The sequence below is a fragment of the Neisseria gonorrhoeae genome, assembly GCF_013030075.1.
In the GTDB taxonomy this organism is placed as follows: Bacteria; Pseudomonadota; Gammaproteobacteria; order Burkholderiales; family Neisseriaceae; genus Neisseria; species Neisseria gonorrhoeae.
In genome coordinates, this window is the sequence record NZ_AP023069.1 from 794,531 (window position 1) to 810,245 (window position 15,715).

General features: G+C 55.1%; 16 protein-coding genes and 1 pseudogene. 2 read left to right on the forward strand and 15 right to left on the reverse strand.

The window, feature by feature from the left end; translation table 11 throughout:
• Positions 1 to 103: 103 nt before the first annotated feature.
• The 12 genes and pseudogenes from HT085_RS12165 to HT085_RS04130 form a co-directional block, all read right to left on the reverse strand.
• Positions 104 to 2,291, reverse strand: a pseudogene (locus HT085_RS12165) (tail fiber protein).
• A 39-nt stretch (positions 2,292 to 2,330) separates the two neighbouring features.
• Complete coding sequence (locus HT085_RS11735; RefSeq protein ID WP_228547146.1) at positions 2,331 to 2,825, reverse strand: phage tail protein; 495 nt, start codon at positions 2,823 to 2,825, stop codon at positions 2,331 to 2,333.
• Positions 2,710 to 3,765, reverse strand: coding sequence for a baseplate assembly protein (locus HT085_RS04090; protein WP_003691212.1), 1,056 nt, complete (start codon positions 3,763 to 3,765; stop codon positions 2,710 to 2,712). The genes HT085_RS11735 and HT085_RS04090 overlap by 116 nt, the downstream gene beginning before the upstream one ends.
• Positions 3,766 to 3,785: 20 nt before the next feature.
• Positions 3,786 to 4,112: a GPW/gp25 family protein gene (locus HT085_RS04095; protein WP_003688709.1), complete on the reverse strand. Its 327-nt coding sequence runs from the start codon at positions 4,110 to 4,112 to the stop codon at positions 3,786 to 3,788.
• Positions 4,109 to 4,702 carry a phage baseplate assembly protein V gene (locus tag HT085_RS04100; RefSeq protein ID WP_003691210.1) on the reverse strand — a complete coding sequence of 198 codons (594 nt, stop codon included), beginning with the start codon at positions 4,700 to 4,702 and terminating at the stop codon, positions 4,109 to 4,111. The genes HT085_RS04095 and HT085_RS04100 overlap by 4 nt, the downstream gene beginning before the upstream one ends.
• Positions 4,703 to 4,807: 105 nt before the next feature.
• Positions 4,808 to 5,020, reverse strand: coding sequence for a helix-turn-helix domain-containing protein (locus HT085_RS04105; protein ID WP_002243493.1), 213 nt, complete (start codon positions 5,018 to 5,020; stop codon positions 4,808 to 4,810).
• 54 nt (positions 5,021 to 5,074) lie between these two features.
• Entirely contained in the window at positions 5,075 to 5,728 is a 654-nt protein-coding gene (locus HT085_RS04110) for an IS1595 family transposase (protein WP_048596901.1), read from the reverse strand.
• A gap of 21 nt (positions 5,729 to 5,749) precedes the next feature.
• Positions 5,750 to 6,034, reverse strand: a complete 285-nt coding sequence (locus tag HT085_RS04115; RefSeq protein ID WP_003706224.1) for a hypothetical protein — start codon at positions 6,032 to 6,034, stop codon at positions 5,750 to 5,752.
• 36 nt (positions 6,035 to 6,070) lie between these two features.
• A complete protein-coding gene (locus tag HT085_RS04120; RefSeq protein WP_003688704.1) occupies positions 6,071 to 6,334 on the reverse strand; it encodes a hypothetical protein in 264 nt (87 codons plus the stop codon).
• A 19-nt stretch (positions 6,335 to 6,353) separates the two neighbouring features.
• Positions 6,354 to 6,602, reverse strand: coding sequence for a site-specific integrase (locus HT085_RS11740; protein ID WP_003695320.1), 249 nt, complete (start codon positions 6,600 to 6,602; stop codon positions 6,354 to 6,356).
• Complete coding sequence (locus HT085_RS04125; protein WP_003691208.1) at positions 6,563 to 7,633, reverse strand: tyrosine-type recombinase/integrase; 1,071 nt, start codon at positions 7,631 to 7,633, stop codon at positions 6,563 to 6,565. The genes HT085_RS11740 and HT085_RS04125 overlap by 40 nt, the downstream gene beginning before the upstream one ends.
• 208 nt (positions 7,634 to 7,841) lie before the next feature.
• A complete protein-coding gene (locus HT085_RS04130; protein ID WP_003688701.1) occupies positions 7,842 to 8,621 on the reverse strand; it encodes a ferredoxin--NADP reductase in 780 nt (259 codons plus the stop codon).
• An 899-nt stretch (positions 8,622 to 9,520) separates the two neighbouring features.
• On the opposite strand from HT085_RS04130, the gene dinB reads away from it, so the two are divergent.
• Positions 9,521 to 10,579: a DNA polymerase IV gene (gene dinB, locus HT085_RS04140; protein WP_003688698.1), complete on the forward strand. Its 1,059-nt coding sequence runs from the start codon at positions 9,521 to 9,523 to the stop codon at positions 10,577 to 10,579.
• A 69-nt stretch (positions 10,580 to 10,648) separates the two neighbouring features.
• On the opposite strand, the gene rep is transcribed toward dinB, so the two are convergent.
• Complete coding sequence (rep, locus tag HT085_RS04145) at positions 10,649 to 12,664, reverse strand: DNA helicase Rep (protein ID WP_012503651.1); 2,016 nt, start codon at positions 12,662 to 12,664, stop codon at positions 10,649 to 10,651.
• A gap of 19 nt (positions 12,665 to 12,683) precedes the next feature.
• Positions 12,684 to 13,448, reverse strand: coding sequence for a type I 3-dehydroquinate dehydratase (gene aroD / locus HT085_RS04150; RefSeq protein ID WP_003688696.1), 765 nt, complete (start codon positions 13,446 to 13,448; stop codon positions 12,684 to 12,686).
• A 199-nt stretch (positions 13,449 to 13,647) separates the two neighbouring features.
• On the opposite strand from aroD, the gene recA reads away from it, so the two are divergent.
• Positions 13,648 to 14,694, forward strand: coding sequence for a recombinase RecA (recA, locus tag HT085_RS04155; protein ID WP_003688695.1), 1,047 nt, complete (start codon positions 13,648 to 13,650; stop codon positions 14,692 to 14,694).
• 652 nt (positions 14,695 to 15,346) lie between these two features.
• Here the strand turns inward: recA and HT085_RS04160 are convergent.
• Positions 15,347 to 15,682: a YbaB/EbfC family nucleoid-associated protein gene (locus HT085_RS04160; RefSeq protein WP_003688693.1), complete on the reverse strand. Its 336-nt coding sequence runs from the start codon at positions 15,680 to 15,682 to the stop codon at positions 15,347 to 15,349.
• Between the last annotated feature and the right edge of the window lie 33 nt (positions 15,683 to 15,715).

The window sequence follows — 15,715 nt, forward strand, 5'->3', positions numbered from 1 at the left end:
CAGGATTGGCGGCGCGGCCGGTTTCGGTCGGATTGCTTGGAACGGTGGGCTGAAGCCCGTCTCTACAGCCCGTCTCTACAGCCTGCCCTGCCGCCCGCTAGTCTTACGACCCCACGGGGAAGTCGAGGCCTCGGTGGCGGCGGGGGTTTCGGAGTCCGGTTGATGATCTTCCACTCTCTCTTTGCGGTTCTTCATCGATTTCAGGTATTTCGGGGACTATCGGGGTGGGGCTGGCGGCGTTTCCCGAGGCGGATTTGCCGATGGCCATCCAGTCGCAACTGCTTTCGTACCAGTTGGTAATAATGGCGGCGGCGTGGTTTTTTGCGCGGATAAACAGCCAGTTGTGTTGCCTTTCGCCGTTGACGCGTCCCGAATGGCGTTCGGATACGAAGCATTTGACGTTGCCGTCGGCAAAGGCGATGGGGAAGACAACTTCGTTTCCTATGGGGCTGCCGCCTCTTGCAAACCTGTAACTGCCGGTCTGTATCATTGTGCCGTCGGGGAATCTGACAATATCCACGCCGCCGATGGTTTGGCGTGTGAATTGCGCGGCAACGGCGGCGCTGATTTTTTCGTCCAGCCCTTGGATTTGGGCGGTGGTGTGGGTGTGGTCGCGGTCGGCTTTTTCCTGCAAACCTTGCGCCAGCCTTGACGCGTCCAGTGCGCCGGCGTTGGCGGTTTCGCCGTGGGACTTTATCCGGAACACGGCTTCGCCCAAGGTGTCGGCGGCTTTGATGCACAGTTTTAAAACCAGGGCTTTGGGGCGGTTTTCTGCGCCGCCCGTTGCCATTTTGCTGTCCAATCGCGGGGTTAAAAAGCCGTTGTCGTTTAAGTCGCCGTCCGTCCAAGTCGATACGAGCGCGCTTCTTTGCCTTTCATTGCGGTCTTCGTAACCGACGGCGGCGGCGTCTGGGTGGTTTGCCCAGTGTGAAAATACTTTGTGGACGTGCCGTTTGATTTCGTCTTCCTGCTTCGTTCCGACCGCCAAGCCGTTGCCCGCGTTGAGGATAAAGCGGTCTTCCGCCTGCGGGACGTTTTGGATGCGTCCGTATTTTTCGGTCAGCAGGCGGTAAAGTTCGGGATAAGCCGATTCGGTTACGCGCTCTCGGATGTCGTCAAACGCCAGCCAGCCCGTCTGGATTTGGTCGGACGGAAACCACGCGGTGATGCCGATGTCGGTACGGGTCAGGTCGGGCAGTTTGTTTGTGTTGCCCAGGGCGCGGTAAAGGTCGAGAAGGTGTTTTGTGCAAAGATCGTGCCGTCGGCTTTGAGATAGCCTGCGGGGTTTCGGACGGCTTTGGGAAAGGACACGATCGCGCCGGCGGGGATGCCTTCCGAATTGAGTTTTTTCCACGCGCTCCAGTCGTCGTTTGCGCTGCTGGTCTGGTAGCGTTCGTACACGTCGGACGTGTAGGCGGGATAGCCCAACTGCCTGCACCAGCCGGGTTGCGTGCCGGCGATGACTTGGATATGGCAGGCGGTGTTTTCAACGGGCAGGTTCGAGCTGCCGACCGCCGTCGGCAGGGAATAGACGCCGTCGGTTTTGAGGCTGTTCAAATCGCCCCGGAATGTTTCGACTTTGAAGTTGCCGATGCCGTAGCCGGACAGCGTGTTCGGTTTGCCTTCGATGTCTTCGTTGAAACGCGGTTTGTTGGCTTTGTGGAAGATGTCGTGGTTGTTGTAGGAAATGCGGTTATTTGCGCCGTGCAGGCGCAGGGTGTCGTCGCCGAAGACGATGTGGGCGTTTTCGTTATCCGCGCCGATATAGGCTTTGTAGCCGCCGTTTCAGTGCGTCGGGTTGGCGGACAGCCGGATGCCGCTTTGGAATTGTGTTTCGGCGGTAAAGGTTTTTTGGCCGGTAACGGTTTGGTTGTCGGAGAGGGAGACTTTGAGGTCGGCGGTCGCGGCGGCGGCGCGGGCTTGGTCGATCGCGGTTTTGACGGCTTTGGGGGTGGCGGCGGTGTCTTCGGCTTCGCTAATGGCATTGTCTAATCGGACGATGCCGGCGCGGTCGGTGCGTGCGGTGTCGATGGCGTGGGTGTGGCCGTTTTTTGGGACGGTGTTTTGGCTTGTTGCGGTGATTTGCCCGGGCGCGCCCAGTGCGATGGTGCGGCTTTGGTGTCGGATGCCGTCTGAAGGGCTTCGGTTTGGTTTTTGAGCAAAAGGGTGCGGTTGGCGAGGGCTTGCAGTGGTTGGTTGACGGGCGCGCCTGGGCCGACGACGACGCTGTCGCCGGGTTCGATGAGGCGGACGGCTTGGTCGAATTGGTTTTGTTCGGTTGCGTTTGCCATTTTGGGGCTTCCTTTTGTTTGTTGATTTTCGGGGGCGCGTTATGTCGTGCCGAAACCGTATTCGCCGTTAAAGCGGATTTTGCCGTTCCAGCGGTGGGGATGGTTGCGGTAGTCGAGCGCGGTAAGTTCGCACCGCAAGGGGGCGATTTCCGCCAACATGGCGCGGATGCGGGCGGTTTGGCGGATGCTGACGGGGCGCGTTAAGACAATGCGGTATTCCGCCCAGTCACCCTTGCGCCTGCCGAATGTGCGGCTGCCGTCGAACAAGACCGAGCCGTCCCACTTGAACTCGCCGTCGCGTTCGATAATTTGGATTTCGCCCAGCCGCAAGATGGGGAAGAGGGCGCGGATGGCGTACGGCGTGCCTTTTCGGGCGTGGATTTCGGCAAAGCCTGCGATGAGGTTGCGGCGGGCTTCGTCAGTTTCGGCAAAGTCCCAGCCCTCTTCCGTGCCGATGCTTCTTGCGAAGGCGTGAAAGGGTAAAAATCCGGGGTCGAGTTGGCGGGAGACGGCGGCAGTTTCGCGTTCTGTCAGCTTTGCCAGTGCGTGTTGCAGGGGGCTGTTGTTCGCGGGGACGGTGCTGTTCATTTATTCGCGCTCGAGCGTGGACGTGATTCGGATGTATTCGCCGTTGCCGCATTCGATGTCGGCGGCGGGGCTGTGCAGTGTGATTTTTTTTCACGCCGGGGGTGTCTAACGCGCCGATGATTTTAGACAGGGCGACGGATGCGCCGATGTGGGCGTTTTGCCGCCATAGGTTATCCAAGGCTTCGCAGGCGGTCTGCCGTTCGGCTTGAATATTGGCGGCGGGGTGGTATTCGGCGGAATACTCTACTGCCGCGTCTTTGGGTTGGGCGGCGGTTACTTGCACGTTGTCGCAAAGGGGGCGGCGTGTTTCGGCGGACAGGTATTCGCGCGCGGCGGTCAAAATGGTTTCGTCGGGCGTGCCGCTTTGGGTTTTGATGTAAACCTCCACCGTGCCGGCGGCGCGGCGCACGGCGCGGGCGTGTGTGATTTGGGGGTGTGCGTCGATGGCGTGGGCTTCGTATGCGGTGCGCGGCCCGGCGGCGTATTTTTCGGGATGGGCTTGGACGCGGGCGCGGAATGCGTCGTCGGTTTCGTATTCGGCGGCAACCGGCGGGTTCGCGTCGGGGTCGGCGGCGCGGATGGTTTTGCGTGAAAGTCCGTATTGGGCGGCGATGTGGTCGAGGTCGCTGCCTTGTGCGTATGCCAAGAGGTTGGCTTTGACGGCTTCGTTGATGCGGTTGCGGACGAGCAGCTCTTGATAGGCTTGCTGTTGCAGGTCGATGGTTAGGGGTTCTGATTCTAATTCGAGGGTTTGGGCGACGGTTTCGCGGATGCTTTCGGGACATAGGGCGGTGAGGGCGGCTTTTTTGCGCGCGAAGATGCCCTCAAAGTCGGTTTCTTCGATGGCGGCGGGCGCGGGGAGTTGGCTTAATCGGCTGTTTCCCATTGTTTATCCTGTTGTTTTTATTATTTGATGCGGTAGGTTCGTTCGCCGCCGTCGGCAAGGGTTACGTCTAGGGTTAATTTGATTTTGCCGGCGGCGAGGTCGGCGGTGTCTGCCTGTATGCGGCGGACGGTTATGCGGGGTTTCCATCTTGCGAGGGCGGTAACGGCGGCTTGGTGGATGAGGGCGATGGCGGCGTGACCGGCGGGCATATCGATCAAGTCGGGAATAAAACTGCCGTATTCTTCGCGCATCAGCCGCGTTCCTATTCTTGTGAACAGGATGTTGCGGATGGATTGGGCGATGTGGGCGAGGGTGTCTTGCCCGCGTCCGTTTTCTGCGTCGGTCATTGGGGTTTTTCCGTTGTACCGCCGGAGTCGTCGGGGTGGGTGTGCTCGGACAGGCTGCCGCCTTGGCCGTTCATGCCATTTTGGTAGGTCAGCAGCCCTTGGGCGGTGGTGGTTTGGTTGACGGTCAGGTGTCCGGTTATGGTGGTTTGGGGGGTGTCGATGGTCAGGCTTGTAACGGCTTTTAATTCCATCGCGCCGCTGTTGTGGTTGTAGCGGATGTGCGTGCCGTCGGGAAATCGGACGACGGTTTCGGCGGGGTCGGCGGACGGGGCGGGGTATCGGTCGGAGGCTTGGCAGCATAAAACTACGCCGTTCTCGGGTTCGCCGGCAGGGGATAAGATGGTGCAGGCTTCGCCGACACTTGGGATGCGCCATACTGACACGCCGCCTGCAAAGGGGACGATATAGGGCAGCCAGTCGGTGGTAATGCCGCCGTGTTGTGCGCGGACGCGGGGTCGGTGTCGGCGATGGTGGCGGGTTTGATCAGGTTGTCTATTTGGCGGTCGGTCATTTCTGTCTCGTCTTGATGTGGGAAACCGCCCCGTAATGGCGGAACGGGGCGGCTTTTGCCGTTTCCGGCAGGCTTCCAACAGAGTGAGGTTATTTTGGGGCGGCGGCGAGGTGGGGGCAAGCGGTGTAGGGCTTGGTTGTGGTTTTTAGGTTTGGGGGTGGGTAAAAAATGCCGTCTGAAGGTTTCAGACGGCGTTTGTTTTTTCTATCCAATCGAGGAACTGCCGCCATTTTTCCAGCGGCATATCGGCCCGCCGCGTTTCGGTATCGGGTTCGGCTTCCCAGCGGCCTACCTGTATGTAGTGCTTCACCCCGACGATTTGCGCCAACTCGGCCTGTGTCAGTTTGCAGCGGTTGCGCAGGGTGCGAAGGTTGTAAGGCGTGTAGCCGAGTTCCATGTCGTTGCGGTTTATTTTGTTTCGCATATTTTTTGTGGCTGTACTAGATTATCCCTAAATTCCACACCGATCCCGCAGGATTTTTAGCTGCCGGGACGGTGTGCCGAAGTTAAGTCGAAATTCGCATTCCCTCAAGAACGGCGGGAAAGGTTTGCGGTCGATTCCGTTGTATTTTCGCAAGGCGCGTTTTGCCTGATTCCAAAAGCTCCCAATGCCGTTAATGTGGTTCCGACGGTCTGCAAATTCCTTGGAACGGTTGATGCGGCAACGGGTAAAACCGCCCGCGTCCGACTTGCCGCGGCTGCCCGGGCTATCGGCATAAACAATACCGTCCGGCATGATTTTCTTTTTGACGGCAGGGAGCAACGTTTCAGGCTCGGCATCGTCCGCGGCAACGGTATAGGCCCGCCCGTTGCGTTTCGGAATGCCGAAGACAACCGCTTTTCCTGCCGCGCCGCGACCGCGTCTGCCTTTACGCCGTCCGCCGAAACAGCTTGCGCCCGGCCCGGCGGGGCCCTCGAAAACCTCATCGGCAGCCAAGGCCAAACGATGGTTGGCAACCGTGCGGATTTTACGGTAAAACAGTGCCGCCGAATCGGGATGGATACCCAAAATATCGGCGGCAGAACGGGCGGTAACTTCCGGTACAAAAGAACGGAGCGGTTCTTTTTGTACTTCTTTCTTTAATTTGCAGTGTGTTATCTTCATATTTCGAGGGTAACATATCTGCTAATCTGGTACAGACCCTATTTTTTTGACTGCCCGGCGGCAGGTTTCGGTAAGGACGGCGGCAAATCGGGCTTCGTCTGCCGGTTTGCCGCCGAAAAAAATAAAATCGTAAAGGGTGATGCCGTTTTCGGAATGGCGGTAATGCCCGCCCGGGCATTCGCCGTCTGTCTGCCTGTGGATTTTGGCAATCAGGCGGGGATAGCGGCAATGGGTAATGAAACGGCTTGCGCCGTCTTGCCCGATAATCCATTCGGGGTAGCGGTTGAATAGTGCGGCTCTGTTCATTTTGTTGAGGGATAAAGCCCCTCGCGGGGCTTGTGGTCAGGCAAATTTGAATATCAGTGCCAACACGGCGGCGATGGCGGTAACCAGACCGGTGGCCGCCATCATGGGATACCAGCGGGACTCTTGGGCTATTTTTACGGATTCGGCGTTGATTTTGTGCGCGTCGGCAATGATTTTGGCGATTTCGGCATCTATTTTTCTTAACTCGGTGCGTTTTGTTTCTTGTTCGATTATGTTTATTGGATTTCCTTTCGTTTTTGGCGGTTGCCGCCGCTTGTCGGATGGCAGGATGTCTGCCATGTATGTATGTTAATACCTTTTAGGTTTTATTGCAAGTGTTTTGGGCGGCGGCTTCGTATGCTTGGCGGTGGCGGCGGCCGTACCATTCGGCGAGTTCGCGCCGCTCTTGGAGGCGGTAGCTGTCGGCGGTCAGGTAGTGGTGCAGGCTTGAGAAGCCGGCGCGTTGGAGGGCGGCGCGGCTGATGTGGCCAAGGGCGAGGTCTGTTGTGAGGGTGTCTTTTCCGGCGGTCAGGCTGATGTTGGTGAAGAGGTCGCGGAATCCGTGCATGGTGTGTTTGGATTTGCCGGGGTGCTGCCGTCATAGCCCAGTCGTCGGATGGCGTTGTGGGCGAATTTGATGCTGATGTGGTCGGGATGGGGGGCGGGTTTGCGCCGTGGGCGGATGCCTGGGAAAAGGTGGATGTTGTCGCCGGTCTGTGTGTGCAGCTCTCGGAGTATTTCTACTGCCCAGTCCGACAGTGGGACGGTAAAGGGGTGTTTGGTCTTCATGTCGGCGGCGGGGATGTGCCATAACCGGGCGGTGAGGTCGATGTCTTGCCAGCGGGCGGAAAGCAGTGCGGACGGACGGGGGACGGTCAGGGCGGCAAGCAGCAGCAGGGGGCGGGCGTACGGGTGCAGGTCGTGGGCGGTTTGGAGGGCGCGGTAAAAGTCGGGCAACTCGTCGGGGCGGATGTGGGGCTGGGGTTTGGGTTTGCTTGTGTTTAGCAGTGGGCGGGCGGTGGTTGCGGGGTTGCGCCGTTCGTCGGTAATGATGCCGCGCTGGACGGCATAGTCCCATATTTGGGCGAGGATTTGGACGGTGCGCCGGGCGCAGGCGGGGATGTTGATGCGGTTGAGGTGTTCGATAAATTTTGATACGCCGGCGGTGGTGATGTCGTTGATGTCGGTGTTGTCTTTGTAGTAGTCGGTCAGGTAGGCGAGTGAACGGCGGTCGCCTTCCAGTGTGTTGTCGGCGCGTTGCCCTTGACGGCTGCCGTACCACGCGCGGGCGATTTCGGGAAGGCTGCGCCCGCTGCCGGGACGGGTGCGGTGGTGTTCGGCGACGGGGTCGATGCCGGCGGCGGTCTGCGCCCGGGCGGCGCGGGCAAGTTCGCGGGCCTGCTTGAGGCTGACGGCGGGATATACGCCCAAGGCTAGGGTTTTTTCGCATCCGCCGTGCCGGTAGCGCATCCGCCAGTATTTGCTGCCGTTGGGGTGCAGCAGCAGATATAAGCCGCCGCCGTCGGCCAGCTTGCTTTGTTTGCCGTCTGCCTTGGCTGCTTCTATTTGTTTTTGGGTCAGTTTGTTGTGTGCCGCCATTTTGTTTGCCTTTGCCTTTGGGTTTGGTTGGGGTGCTTCTGTGTTCGGGCTTGTGTTTTGTACCCTAATTTGTACCCGCTTTTTTGTGTTGCTTGCTGTGAGTGGCAGTATAGGCGTGAGGTCTGTTTTTGCAAATTGGTTTTTGTATATCGCTGTTTTTTATTTTGTTTTGTGTGTGGGCGTGGGTAGGGGTTGGGAGCGTTCGTTTTTAGAAGCCGTTTTCCATCATGATTTGACCGGGAATGCGGTTGCGGTGCATGGCGTAACCCATATCGAGCAGCGTTTGGAAAGTGTCTTTGACCATTTCCGGGTTACCGCAAATCATAAACCGTGTGGATTCCGGGGTAAGCTTGGTATGCAGCGCCTGTTCGATGCTGTTGTTTTTTAAGAGTTCCGGAATGCGTTTTCCGCTTAAGCCCGAGGGGTTGGCGGCACGGGTGGTAACAGGGACGAAACGGAACGAGTGTCCGTATTCGCCTACCAGGGGATGTTCGGACAATGCGGCCAGCCGGTCGTTGAAAATCAATTCTTCGGGAAAAGATACGGAATGTATCAGGTTGACGGTATCGAAACGCTGCCGGATTTCGGGTTGTTCGAGAATGGAAAGGAAGGGGGCGATGCCCGAGCCGGTACAGAGCATCACCAAATCCTTGCCGTCGGGGAAGCGTTCGGGCAGGAGAAAGCCAGTGGCATTTTTATCGAGCAGGATGGTGTCGCCCTGTTGCATTTTGGCGAAAAGGGCCGACATGGGGCCGTCTTGGATGAGTACGGCAAAATATTCGAGCGTGTCGGCATATTCTGCGGAAACGACGGAATAGGCACGCCAAATAAAGCCTTTACCTTCGTAGAAACCGAGTCGGGAGAACTGTCCGGCTTTAAAACGGTAGGATTCGGGACGGCTGATGGCGAAAGTGATGAGTTTCGGCGTGTGGTGTTTGACCCACAAAATCTTTTCTTCGGTGAATTTTGCTTCGGGCGAGGCTGCCATGTTGTTGTCCTTGAGTGTGTTTGTCGGGATTATAGCCAATTTGGGTGTTTTTTTCTGCCTTACTCTGCTGGATTTTATGAAAAAGTTAGGCTTAACCGTTTTTATCATCATACTTTTTCAAATACTACTAAAAAATGCATTACCGACTAGGCGGTAATGAGTATGGACAGTTTTACAAAAGTTTCGGCCTACAGTTTATAGGTTTATAATAATAAAAATATCTATCAAAAGAATGTAATTTTTCTTTTTTAAAAGTTGCATCTTGCCATTCTTGTAATCACATTCGTAATATTAAACATTTTTCAAATATGAATCAAATAGATATTGAGGTAAAACTTTCCCTTTCCTATCTAGTTCTATTAATTCCTCAAAAACTATCTTACCTTTATCATAAAAAACAATTTTTTGGAAATCTGAATTGATTATATACAGTTTTACATGATCCCAGTTAAAGTTCGTTATATCACTAATTAAGAATTCTTTTTTATTATAATCAAAACTTATTTTGCTTATTACATTCTTTTCAAATATAAAGAAAATAACAATAGTGATTAATAAAGAAAATATATAAATTATATTTTTATTCATCTTTTATCTTCTCCATTGTCTGGCTGAAATTTGTGCTCTGATTTGTTTTCTCCTCTGTTGAATTTTAAATCCGGTACTGGTATTATCTAAGTAAATCAATATATTTGATTGTATTTTGGTAATATTTTTCAGATAATTTTTTCTTACGATATCATAATTTCCATTACTGTTTCTTTCTGCTTGATAAAAACCATTATTTTTATCGAGTTTCAAAATTAATCCAGCCAACTCTTTTGTATTTAACCTGTTAGTATATTTGGATTTTGTCCGATGCCCGCAGTAAAATATCCCTTTTATCCTCGGCAGAGCCGATGTCTTTACGCAAAATCATCCACATCGATATGGACGCGTTCTACGCATCGGTAGAACTGCGCGAACAGCCGCATTTGAAAGGGCGGCCGGTGGTCGTCGCGTGGGAGGGCGCGCGTTCGGTGATTTGTGCCGCATCGTATGATGCACGGCAGTTCGGGCTGCATTCCGCGATGTCGGTGGCAACGGCGAAAAGGCTGTGTCCGCAAGCGGTGTATGTGCCGCCGCATTTCGATTTGTACCGTCAGGTTTCTGCGCAGATTCACGCCGTATTCAGACGTTATACCGATTTAATCGAACCCCTGTCGCCGGACGAAGCCTATCTTGACGTTACCCGTAATTTCAAAAATATCCCTTACGCCGGCGAAGTTGCCAAAGAAATCCGTGCCGCCATTTTTGCGGAAACGGGTTTGACCGCATCCGCAGGCATCGCGCCGAACAAATTTCTGGCGAAAATTGCTTCCGACTGGCGCAAGCCGAACGGGCAGTTTGTGTTGCCGCCGCACAAAGTTATGGCATTTTTGGAAACCCTGCCTTTGGGCAAAATCCCCGGAGCGGGCAAGGTAACGCTGAAAAAAATGCAGTCGCTGGGTATGCGGACGGCGGGCGATTTGCGCCGTTTCGAGCGCGGCGAGCTCTTAAACCATTTCGGACGCTACGGCTACCGCCTCTATGATTTGGCGCGCGGTACGGACGAACACCCCGTCAAAGCCGAACGCGAACGCCTCCAAATTTCCACAGAAATCACCCTGCCCGAAGACCTGCCGCTCGGGCAGGCTGCCGGACACCTGCCCCATCTTGCCGAAGACCTGTGGCGGCAAATCACGCGCAAAAACGTCGAAGCCCAAAGCGTAACGCTCAAGCTGAAGACCTACGATTTCCGCATCATCACGCGCACGCTGACTTATTCCTCCGTATTGCCCGACTGCGCAGCTCTGCTGCAGGCTGCGCAAATGTTGATGGCGCGCGTCCCGCCGCAGACGGAAGACGCGTTCCGCCTCATCGGTATCGGTGTCGGCAGGCTTGTACCGAAAAATCAGCAGCAGGATTTGTGGGCGTAAACCGCTTGACGCGCGCCGTTCAAAAAATATGCCGTCTGAACGTCTTTCAGACGGCATTGCGGCTCCGGTTTAATCCGCCGGGCCGCTTTTTTTTAGGTTGTCGATCCTTCCGATTATATCGGCAAGGTTACGTCTGCCTTCTTCTTTGCTGACAATCGGTTCGCCGCCTTTGCGCCCCAGGATTTTCAAATCTTCCTGCGGCATTTCGTCTATGAATCGGCTGGGTTCGGGGAATTGCCATATGCCTTGTTTTTTGCGTTTGACACAGTGGGTCAGCGTGAGTTGGCGTTTGGCACGGGTGATGCCGACGTACATCAGGCGGCGTTCTTCTTCGACGTTGCCTTCTTCGATGCTGTCGTTGTGCGGCAAAACACCTTCTTCGCAACCGACAAGGAAAACATACGGATACTCCAAACCTTTGGCGGCGTGCAGCGTGGATAGCGAGACGGCATCGGTTTCTTCTTCGTCTTTTCCTTCCAAAAGCGTCATCAAGGCGACGGTTTGGGCGAGTTCGATGACGTTTTTGCCGTCCCGTTCGCCTTTTCGTGCGAACCACGATACCAACTCGCCGACGTTGCGCCATTTGATTTCGCCGGCTTTGCCTTCTTCGTTTTGCATCAAATGGTTTTCATAGTCGATTTCTTCGAGCAGGCTGTTGATGAACTCGCCCGCTTCGTCGATTTCGGCTTTGGCGCGGTAGTTGCCGAACATATCCATAAAGGCTTGCAGGTGTTGGCGGTTGGTATTGTTCAGTGTGGCAAGGGCTTCTTCGTTTTGTGCGGCTTCATACAGGCTGCATTCGTGTTCGTGCGCGTAGGCGTTGAGTTTGCCCAGCGTTACATCGCCGATGCCGCGTTTTGGCGTGGTAACGGCGCGCAGAAAGGCGGGATCGTCGTTGGGGTTGGCAAGCAGCCGCACATAAGACAACACGTCTTTGATTTCGGCTTTGTCGAAAAAGCTTTGTCCGCCGGAGAGACGGTAGGGGATGCGCGCGCCGCGCAATGCTTCCTCGAAAATCCGTGCCTGATGCTTGCCGCGGTATAACACGGCAAAATCGGCGTATCGGGTTTTGTCGCCGCCGATGAGTTTTTGTTTGACGATTTGGCTGACGACCCAATCGGCTTCGTGCTGCTCGTTTTGGCAGGCAACGACTTTAACCGGCTCGCCTTCGCCCAATTGCGACCAAAGTTTTTTGGTAAACAGCTTGGGGTTGTTTTCGATGACTTTGTTGGCAATTTTGAGAATCCGCGCGGTGGAGCGGTAGTTTTGCTCCAGTTTGATGACCTTCATCTGCGGATAGTTTTCCTGCATTTTGCGCAGGTTTTCCATGTTCGCGCCGCGCCATGCGTAGATGGACTGGTCGTCGTCGCCGACGGCGGTAAACATCCCTTCCGCGCCTGTCAAGAGTTTCATCAGCGCAAATTGGCAGGTATTCGTATCTTGGCATTCGTCAACCAACAGATAACGCAGCCGCCGCTGCCATTTGTTGCGCACTTCACTGTTTTGCTGCAACAGCACGGCAGGCAGGCGGATTAAGTCGTCAAAATCTACTGCCTGATAGCTTTGCAGGGTTTCCTGATAACTTGCATACACGCGCGCGGTTTGTTGTTCCCACACATTAGAGGCCGTCTGAACGACATCTTCAGGCGTTTTTAAATCGTTTTTCCAAAGGGAAATCTGGTGCTGCGCCTTGAATACGGCTTCTTTTCCCGTGCCGCCTAAGAGTTCGCCGATGATTTTGGCGCTGTCGGTAGAGTCGAGAATGGAGAAGTTTTTTTTGTAACCGATATGGTTCGCCTCTTCGCGCAGAATCTTCATGCCCAAAGAATGGAACGTGCAAATCGTCAGCCCGCGCGTTTGCGGTTTGGGCAGCATTTTGGCGACGCGCTCCTGCATTTCCGCAGCGGCTTTGTTGGTAAAGGTAATCGCGGCGACGGTATGCGGCAGATAGCCGACATTGACAATCAAATGCTTGATTTTTTGCGTAATCACGCCGGTTTTGCCGCTGCCTGCGCCGGCAAGGACGAACAGGGGGCCGCCGAGGTAGCGGACGGCTTCGAGCTGTTGGGCATTGAGTTTCATCATGTTTTGATGCCGTCTGAAATCAGTCTGCGCCGCTTTCGAGGCAGTCGAGTGCCGCACGGAGGGCGGATACGCCGATTTGCCCCGGCGCGGAGTTTTGCGTTCCCGAACCGAACGTGATGCTTGAGCCGAACACCTGTCCGGCAAGCCGGCTGACCGCACCCGTCTGCCCCATCGACATCGTAATAACCGGTTTGGCGACAAGCCGTTTCGCTTCGAGCGTGGCGGAAAGCAAAGTCAGCACATCTTCCGAGCTTTGCGGCATCACCGCAATTTTGCAGATGTCCGCGCCGCAGTCCTCCATCTGTTTCAGACGGCATACGATTTCTTCTTGCGGCGGCGTGCGGTGAAACTCATGATTGCAGAGCAGGGCGGCGATGCCGTTTTTTTGAGCATTTGCCACGGCGCGGCGGACGGCGGTTTCGCCGGAAAACAGCTCGATATCGATAATGTCGGGCAGGCGGCTTTCGATCAGCGCGTCGAGCAGTTCAAAATAATAATCGTCCGAACACGGGAACGAGCCGCCTTCGCAATGCCGTCTGAACGTAAACAGCAGCGGTTTGTCGGGCAGCGCGTCGCGGACGGCCTGCGTGTGGCGCAATACTTCGCCGATGCTGCCCGCGCATTCCAAAAAGTCGGCGCGGAACTCGACGATATCGAAGGGCAGGTTTTTGATTTGGGACAGCACGGAGGATAAATCGGCGGCATCTCGGGCGACAAGCGGCACGGCGATTTTGGTGCGCCCGCTTCCGATAACGGTATTTTTGACGGTCAGGCTGGTGTGCATGGCGGTTCAAGCGGCTGGCGGGAAAAGTAAGGGCGCCATTATAGCAAAGGAGGGACAATGTTTCAGACGGCATTCGGTCTGAAGCGGATGGTAGCCCCCGAAAGGCAAACATGCGATAATGACCGACCGATTCATATTCCGCGCCGCAGCCCGTGTTGCGCCGCAGCCCACATACCGCATTTGTTCCGGAGTAACCCCCATGTCAGACGACAAAAGCAAAGCCCTTGCCGCCGCACTGGCGCAAATCGAAAAAAGTTTCGGCAAAGGCGCCATCATGAAAATGGACGGCAGCCAGCAGGAAGAAAACCTCGAAGTCATTTCCACCGGATCGCTCGGATTAGACCTCGCCCTCGGAGTCGGCGGCCTGCCGCGCGGGCGCATCGTCGAAATCTTCGGCCCCGAATCCTCCGGCAAAACCACACTCTGCCTCGAAGCCGTCGCCCAATGCCAGAAAAACGGCGGCGTGTGCGCCTTTGTCGATGCCGAACACGCCTTCGATCCCGTTTACGCCCGCAAACTCGGCGTAAAAGTCGAAGAGCTTTACCTGTCCCAGCCCGATACCGGCGAACAGGCTTTGGAAATCTGCGACACGCTCGTCCGTTCGGGCGGCATAGATATGGTAGTCGTCGATTCCGTAGCCGCACTCGTCCCCAAAGCCGAAATCGAAGGCGATATGGGGGACAGCCACGTCGGACTGCAGGCGCGCCTGATGAGTCAGGCTTTGCGCAAACTGACCGGACACATCAAAAAAACCAATACGCTGGTTGTGTTCATCAACCAAATCCGAATGAAGATCGGCGTAATGTTCGGCAGCCCCGAGACCACGACCGGCGGCAACGCGCTGAAATTCTATTCTTCCGTCCGCCTCGACATCCGCCGCACCGGATCCATCAAAAAAGGCGAAGAAGTATTGGGCAACGAAACCCGCGTCAAAGTCATCAAAAACAAAGTCGCCCCCCCGTTCCGTCAGGCAGAGTTTGACATCCTCTACGGAGAAGGCATCAGTTGGGAAGGCGAATTGATCGACATCGGCGTGAAAAACGACATCATCAACAAATCCGGCGCGTGGTACAGCTACAACGGCGCGAAAATCGGTCAGGGCAAAGACAACGTCCGCGTCTGGCTGAAAGAAAACCCCGAAATTTCCGACGAAATCGACGCAAAAATCCGCGCCCTCAACGGCGTAGAAATGCACATCACCGAAGGGACGCAGGACGAAACCGACGGCGAACGACCCGAAGAATAAAACCTGAAATCCCGATAAACGGTACTTCTGCTGCGAAGTACCGTTTTTTTTGAGCCGCCTCCGGACGGCTTGATTTGAGTTTTGGTATAGCGGATTAACAAAAATCAGGACAAGGCGGAGAGCCGCAGACAGTACAAATAGTACGGCAAGGCGAGGCAACGCCGTACTGGTTTAAATTTAATCCACTATAGTACGGAACCGATTCACTTGGTGCTTCAGCATCTTAGAGAATCGTTCTCTTTGATCTAAGGCGAGGCAACGCCGTACCGGTTTTTGTTAATCCACTATATTTTTACCCGACGGGGTGAAAAATACAGTTGCTACAGCCCGACCTACGCCCGCTTTGCCTCTATCCTGCGCCGACTTTACGGATGAAGCCTGCGCCCTTTTATGTGCAATACTTTGCACTTGCTGAACAAAATTCAAACGACCCTTTATATCAAATGCAAAAAATATGCCGTCATTCCCGCGAAGGCGGGAATCCAGACCTGTCGGCACGGAAATTTATCGAGTAAAACGGTTTTTCAGATTCTACGTTCTAGATTCCCGCCTGCGCGGGAATGACGGCGGCGGGGGTTTCTGTTTTTTTCCGATAGATTCCTGTGGTTTTTCGGTTACCGGATTCCCGCGTTCGCGGGAATGACGGTCGGGGTCAGCGGAAGAAGTCGCCCACGCCGGGGGGCAGATCTTGGGTGAATGCGCCCATTGTTTTGTTTGCGGTTTCTTCGGCTTTGCCCCGGGCGGATTTGAGGGCGGCGAGGATGAGGTCTTCGAGCATTTCTTTGTCATCGGCGGCTTCTTGAATCAAATCGGGGCTGATGTCGATTTTGCGTACTTCGTGCGCGCAGGTCATTGTGATTTTGACCAAGCCGTTGCCTGCTTCGCCTTCGATTTCGGTTTCGGCAAGTTTGGCTTGTGCCTTTTTCATGTTTTCCTGCATTTGCTGCGCCTGTTTCATCAGGCCGCCTAATCCGGCTTTTCCGAACATACTGAATACTCCTGTTTGTGTTTGAATGAATGA

Coding starts and splice junctions, on each gene's coding strand:
- dinB (WP_003688698.1), top strand. CDS start 9,521: ATGTCTTTACGCAAAATCATCCACATCGATATGGACGCGTTCTACGCA.
- aroD (WP_003688696.1), bottom strand. CDS start 13,448: ATGCACACCAGCCTGACCGTCAAAAATACCGTTATCGGAAGCGGGCGC.
- HT085_RS04095 (WP_003688709.1), bottom strand. CDS start 4,112: ATGACCGACGCAGAAAACGGACGCGGGCAAGACACCCTCGCCCACATC.
- HT085_RS04110 (WP_048596901.1), bottom strand. CDS start 5,728: ATGAAGATAACACACTGCAAATTAAAGAAAGAAGTACAAAAAGAACCG.
- HT085_RS04120 (WP_003688704.1), bottom strand. CDS start 6,334: ATGGCAGACATCCTGCCATCCGACAAGCGGCGGCAACCGCCAAAAACG.
- HT085_RS04090 (WP_003691212.1), bottom strand. CDS start 3,765: ATGGGAAACAGCCGATTAAGCCAACTCCCCGCGCCCGCCGCCATCGAA.
- HT085_RS04105 (WP_002243493.1), bottom strand. CDS start 5,020: ATGGAACTCGGCTACACGCCTTACAACCTTCGCACCCTGCGCAACCGC.
- HT085_RS11740 (WP_003695320.1), bottom strand. CDS start 6,602: ATGCACGGATTCCGCGACCTCTTCACCAACATCAGCCTGACCGCCGGA.
- recA (WP_003688695.1), top strand. CDS start 13,648: ATGTCAGACGACAAAAGCAAAGCCCTTGCCGCCGCACTGGCGCAAATC.
- HT085_RS04115 (WP_003706224.1), bottom strand. CDS start 6,034: ATGAACAGAGCCGCACTATTCAACCGCTACCCCGAATGGATTATCGGG.
- HT085_RS04160 (WP_003688693.1), bottom strand. CDS start 15,682: ATGTTCGGAAAAGCCGGATTAGGCGGCCTGATGAAACAGGCGCAGCAA.
- HT085_RS04125 (WP_003691208.1), bottom strand. CDS start 7,633: ATGGCGGCACACAACAAACTGACCCAAAAACAAATAGAAGCAGCCAAG.
- HT085_RS04130 (WP_003688701.1), bottom strand. CDS start 8,621: ATGGCAGCCTCGCCCGAAGCAAAATTCACCGAAGAAAAGATTTTGTGG.
- rep (WP_012503651.1), bottom strand. CDS start 12,664: ATGATGAAACTCAATGCCCAACAGCTCGAAGCCGTCCGCTACCTCGGC.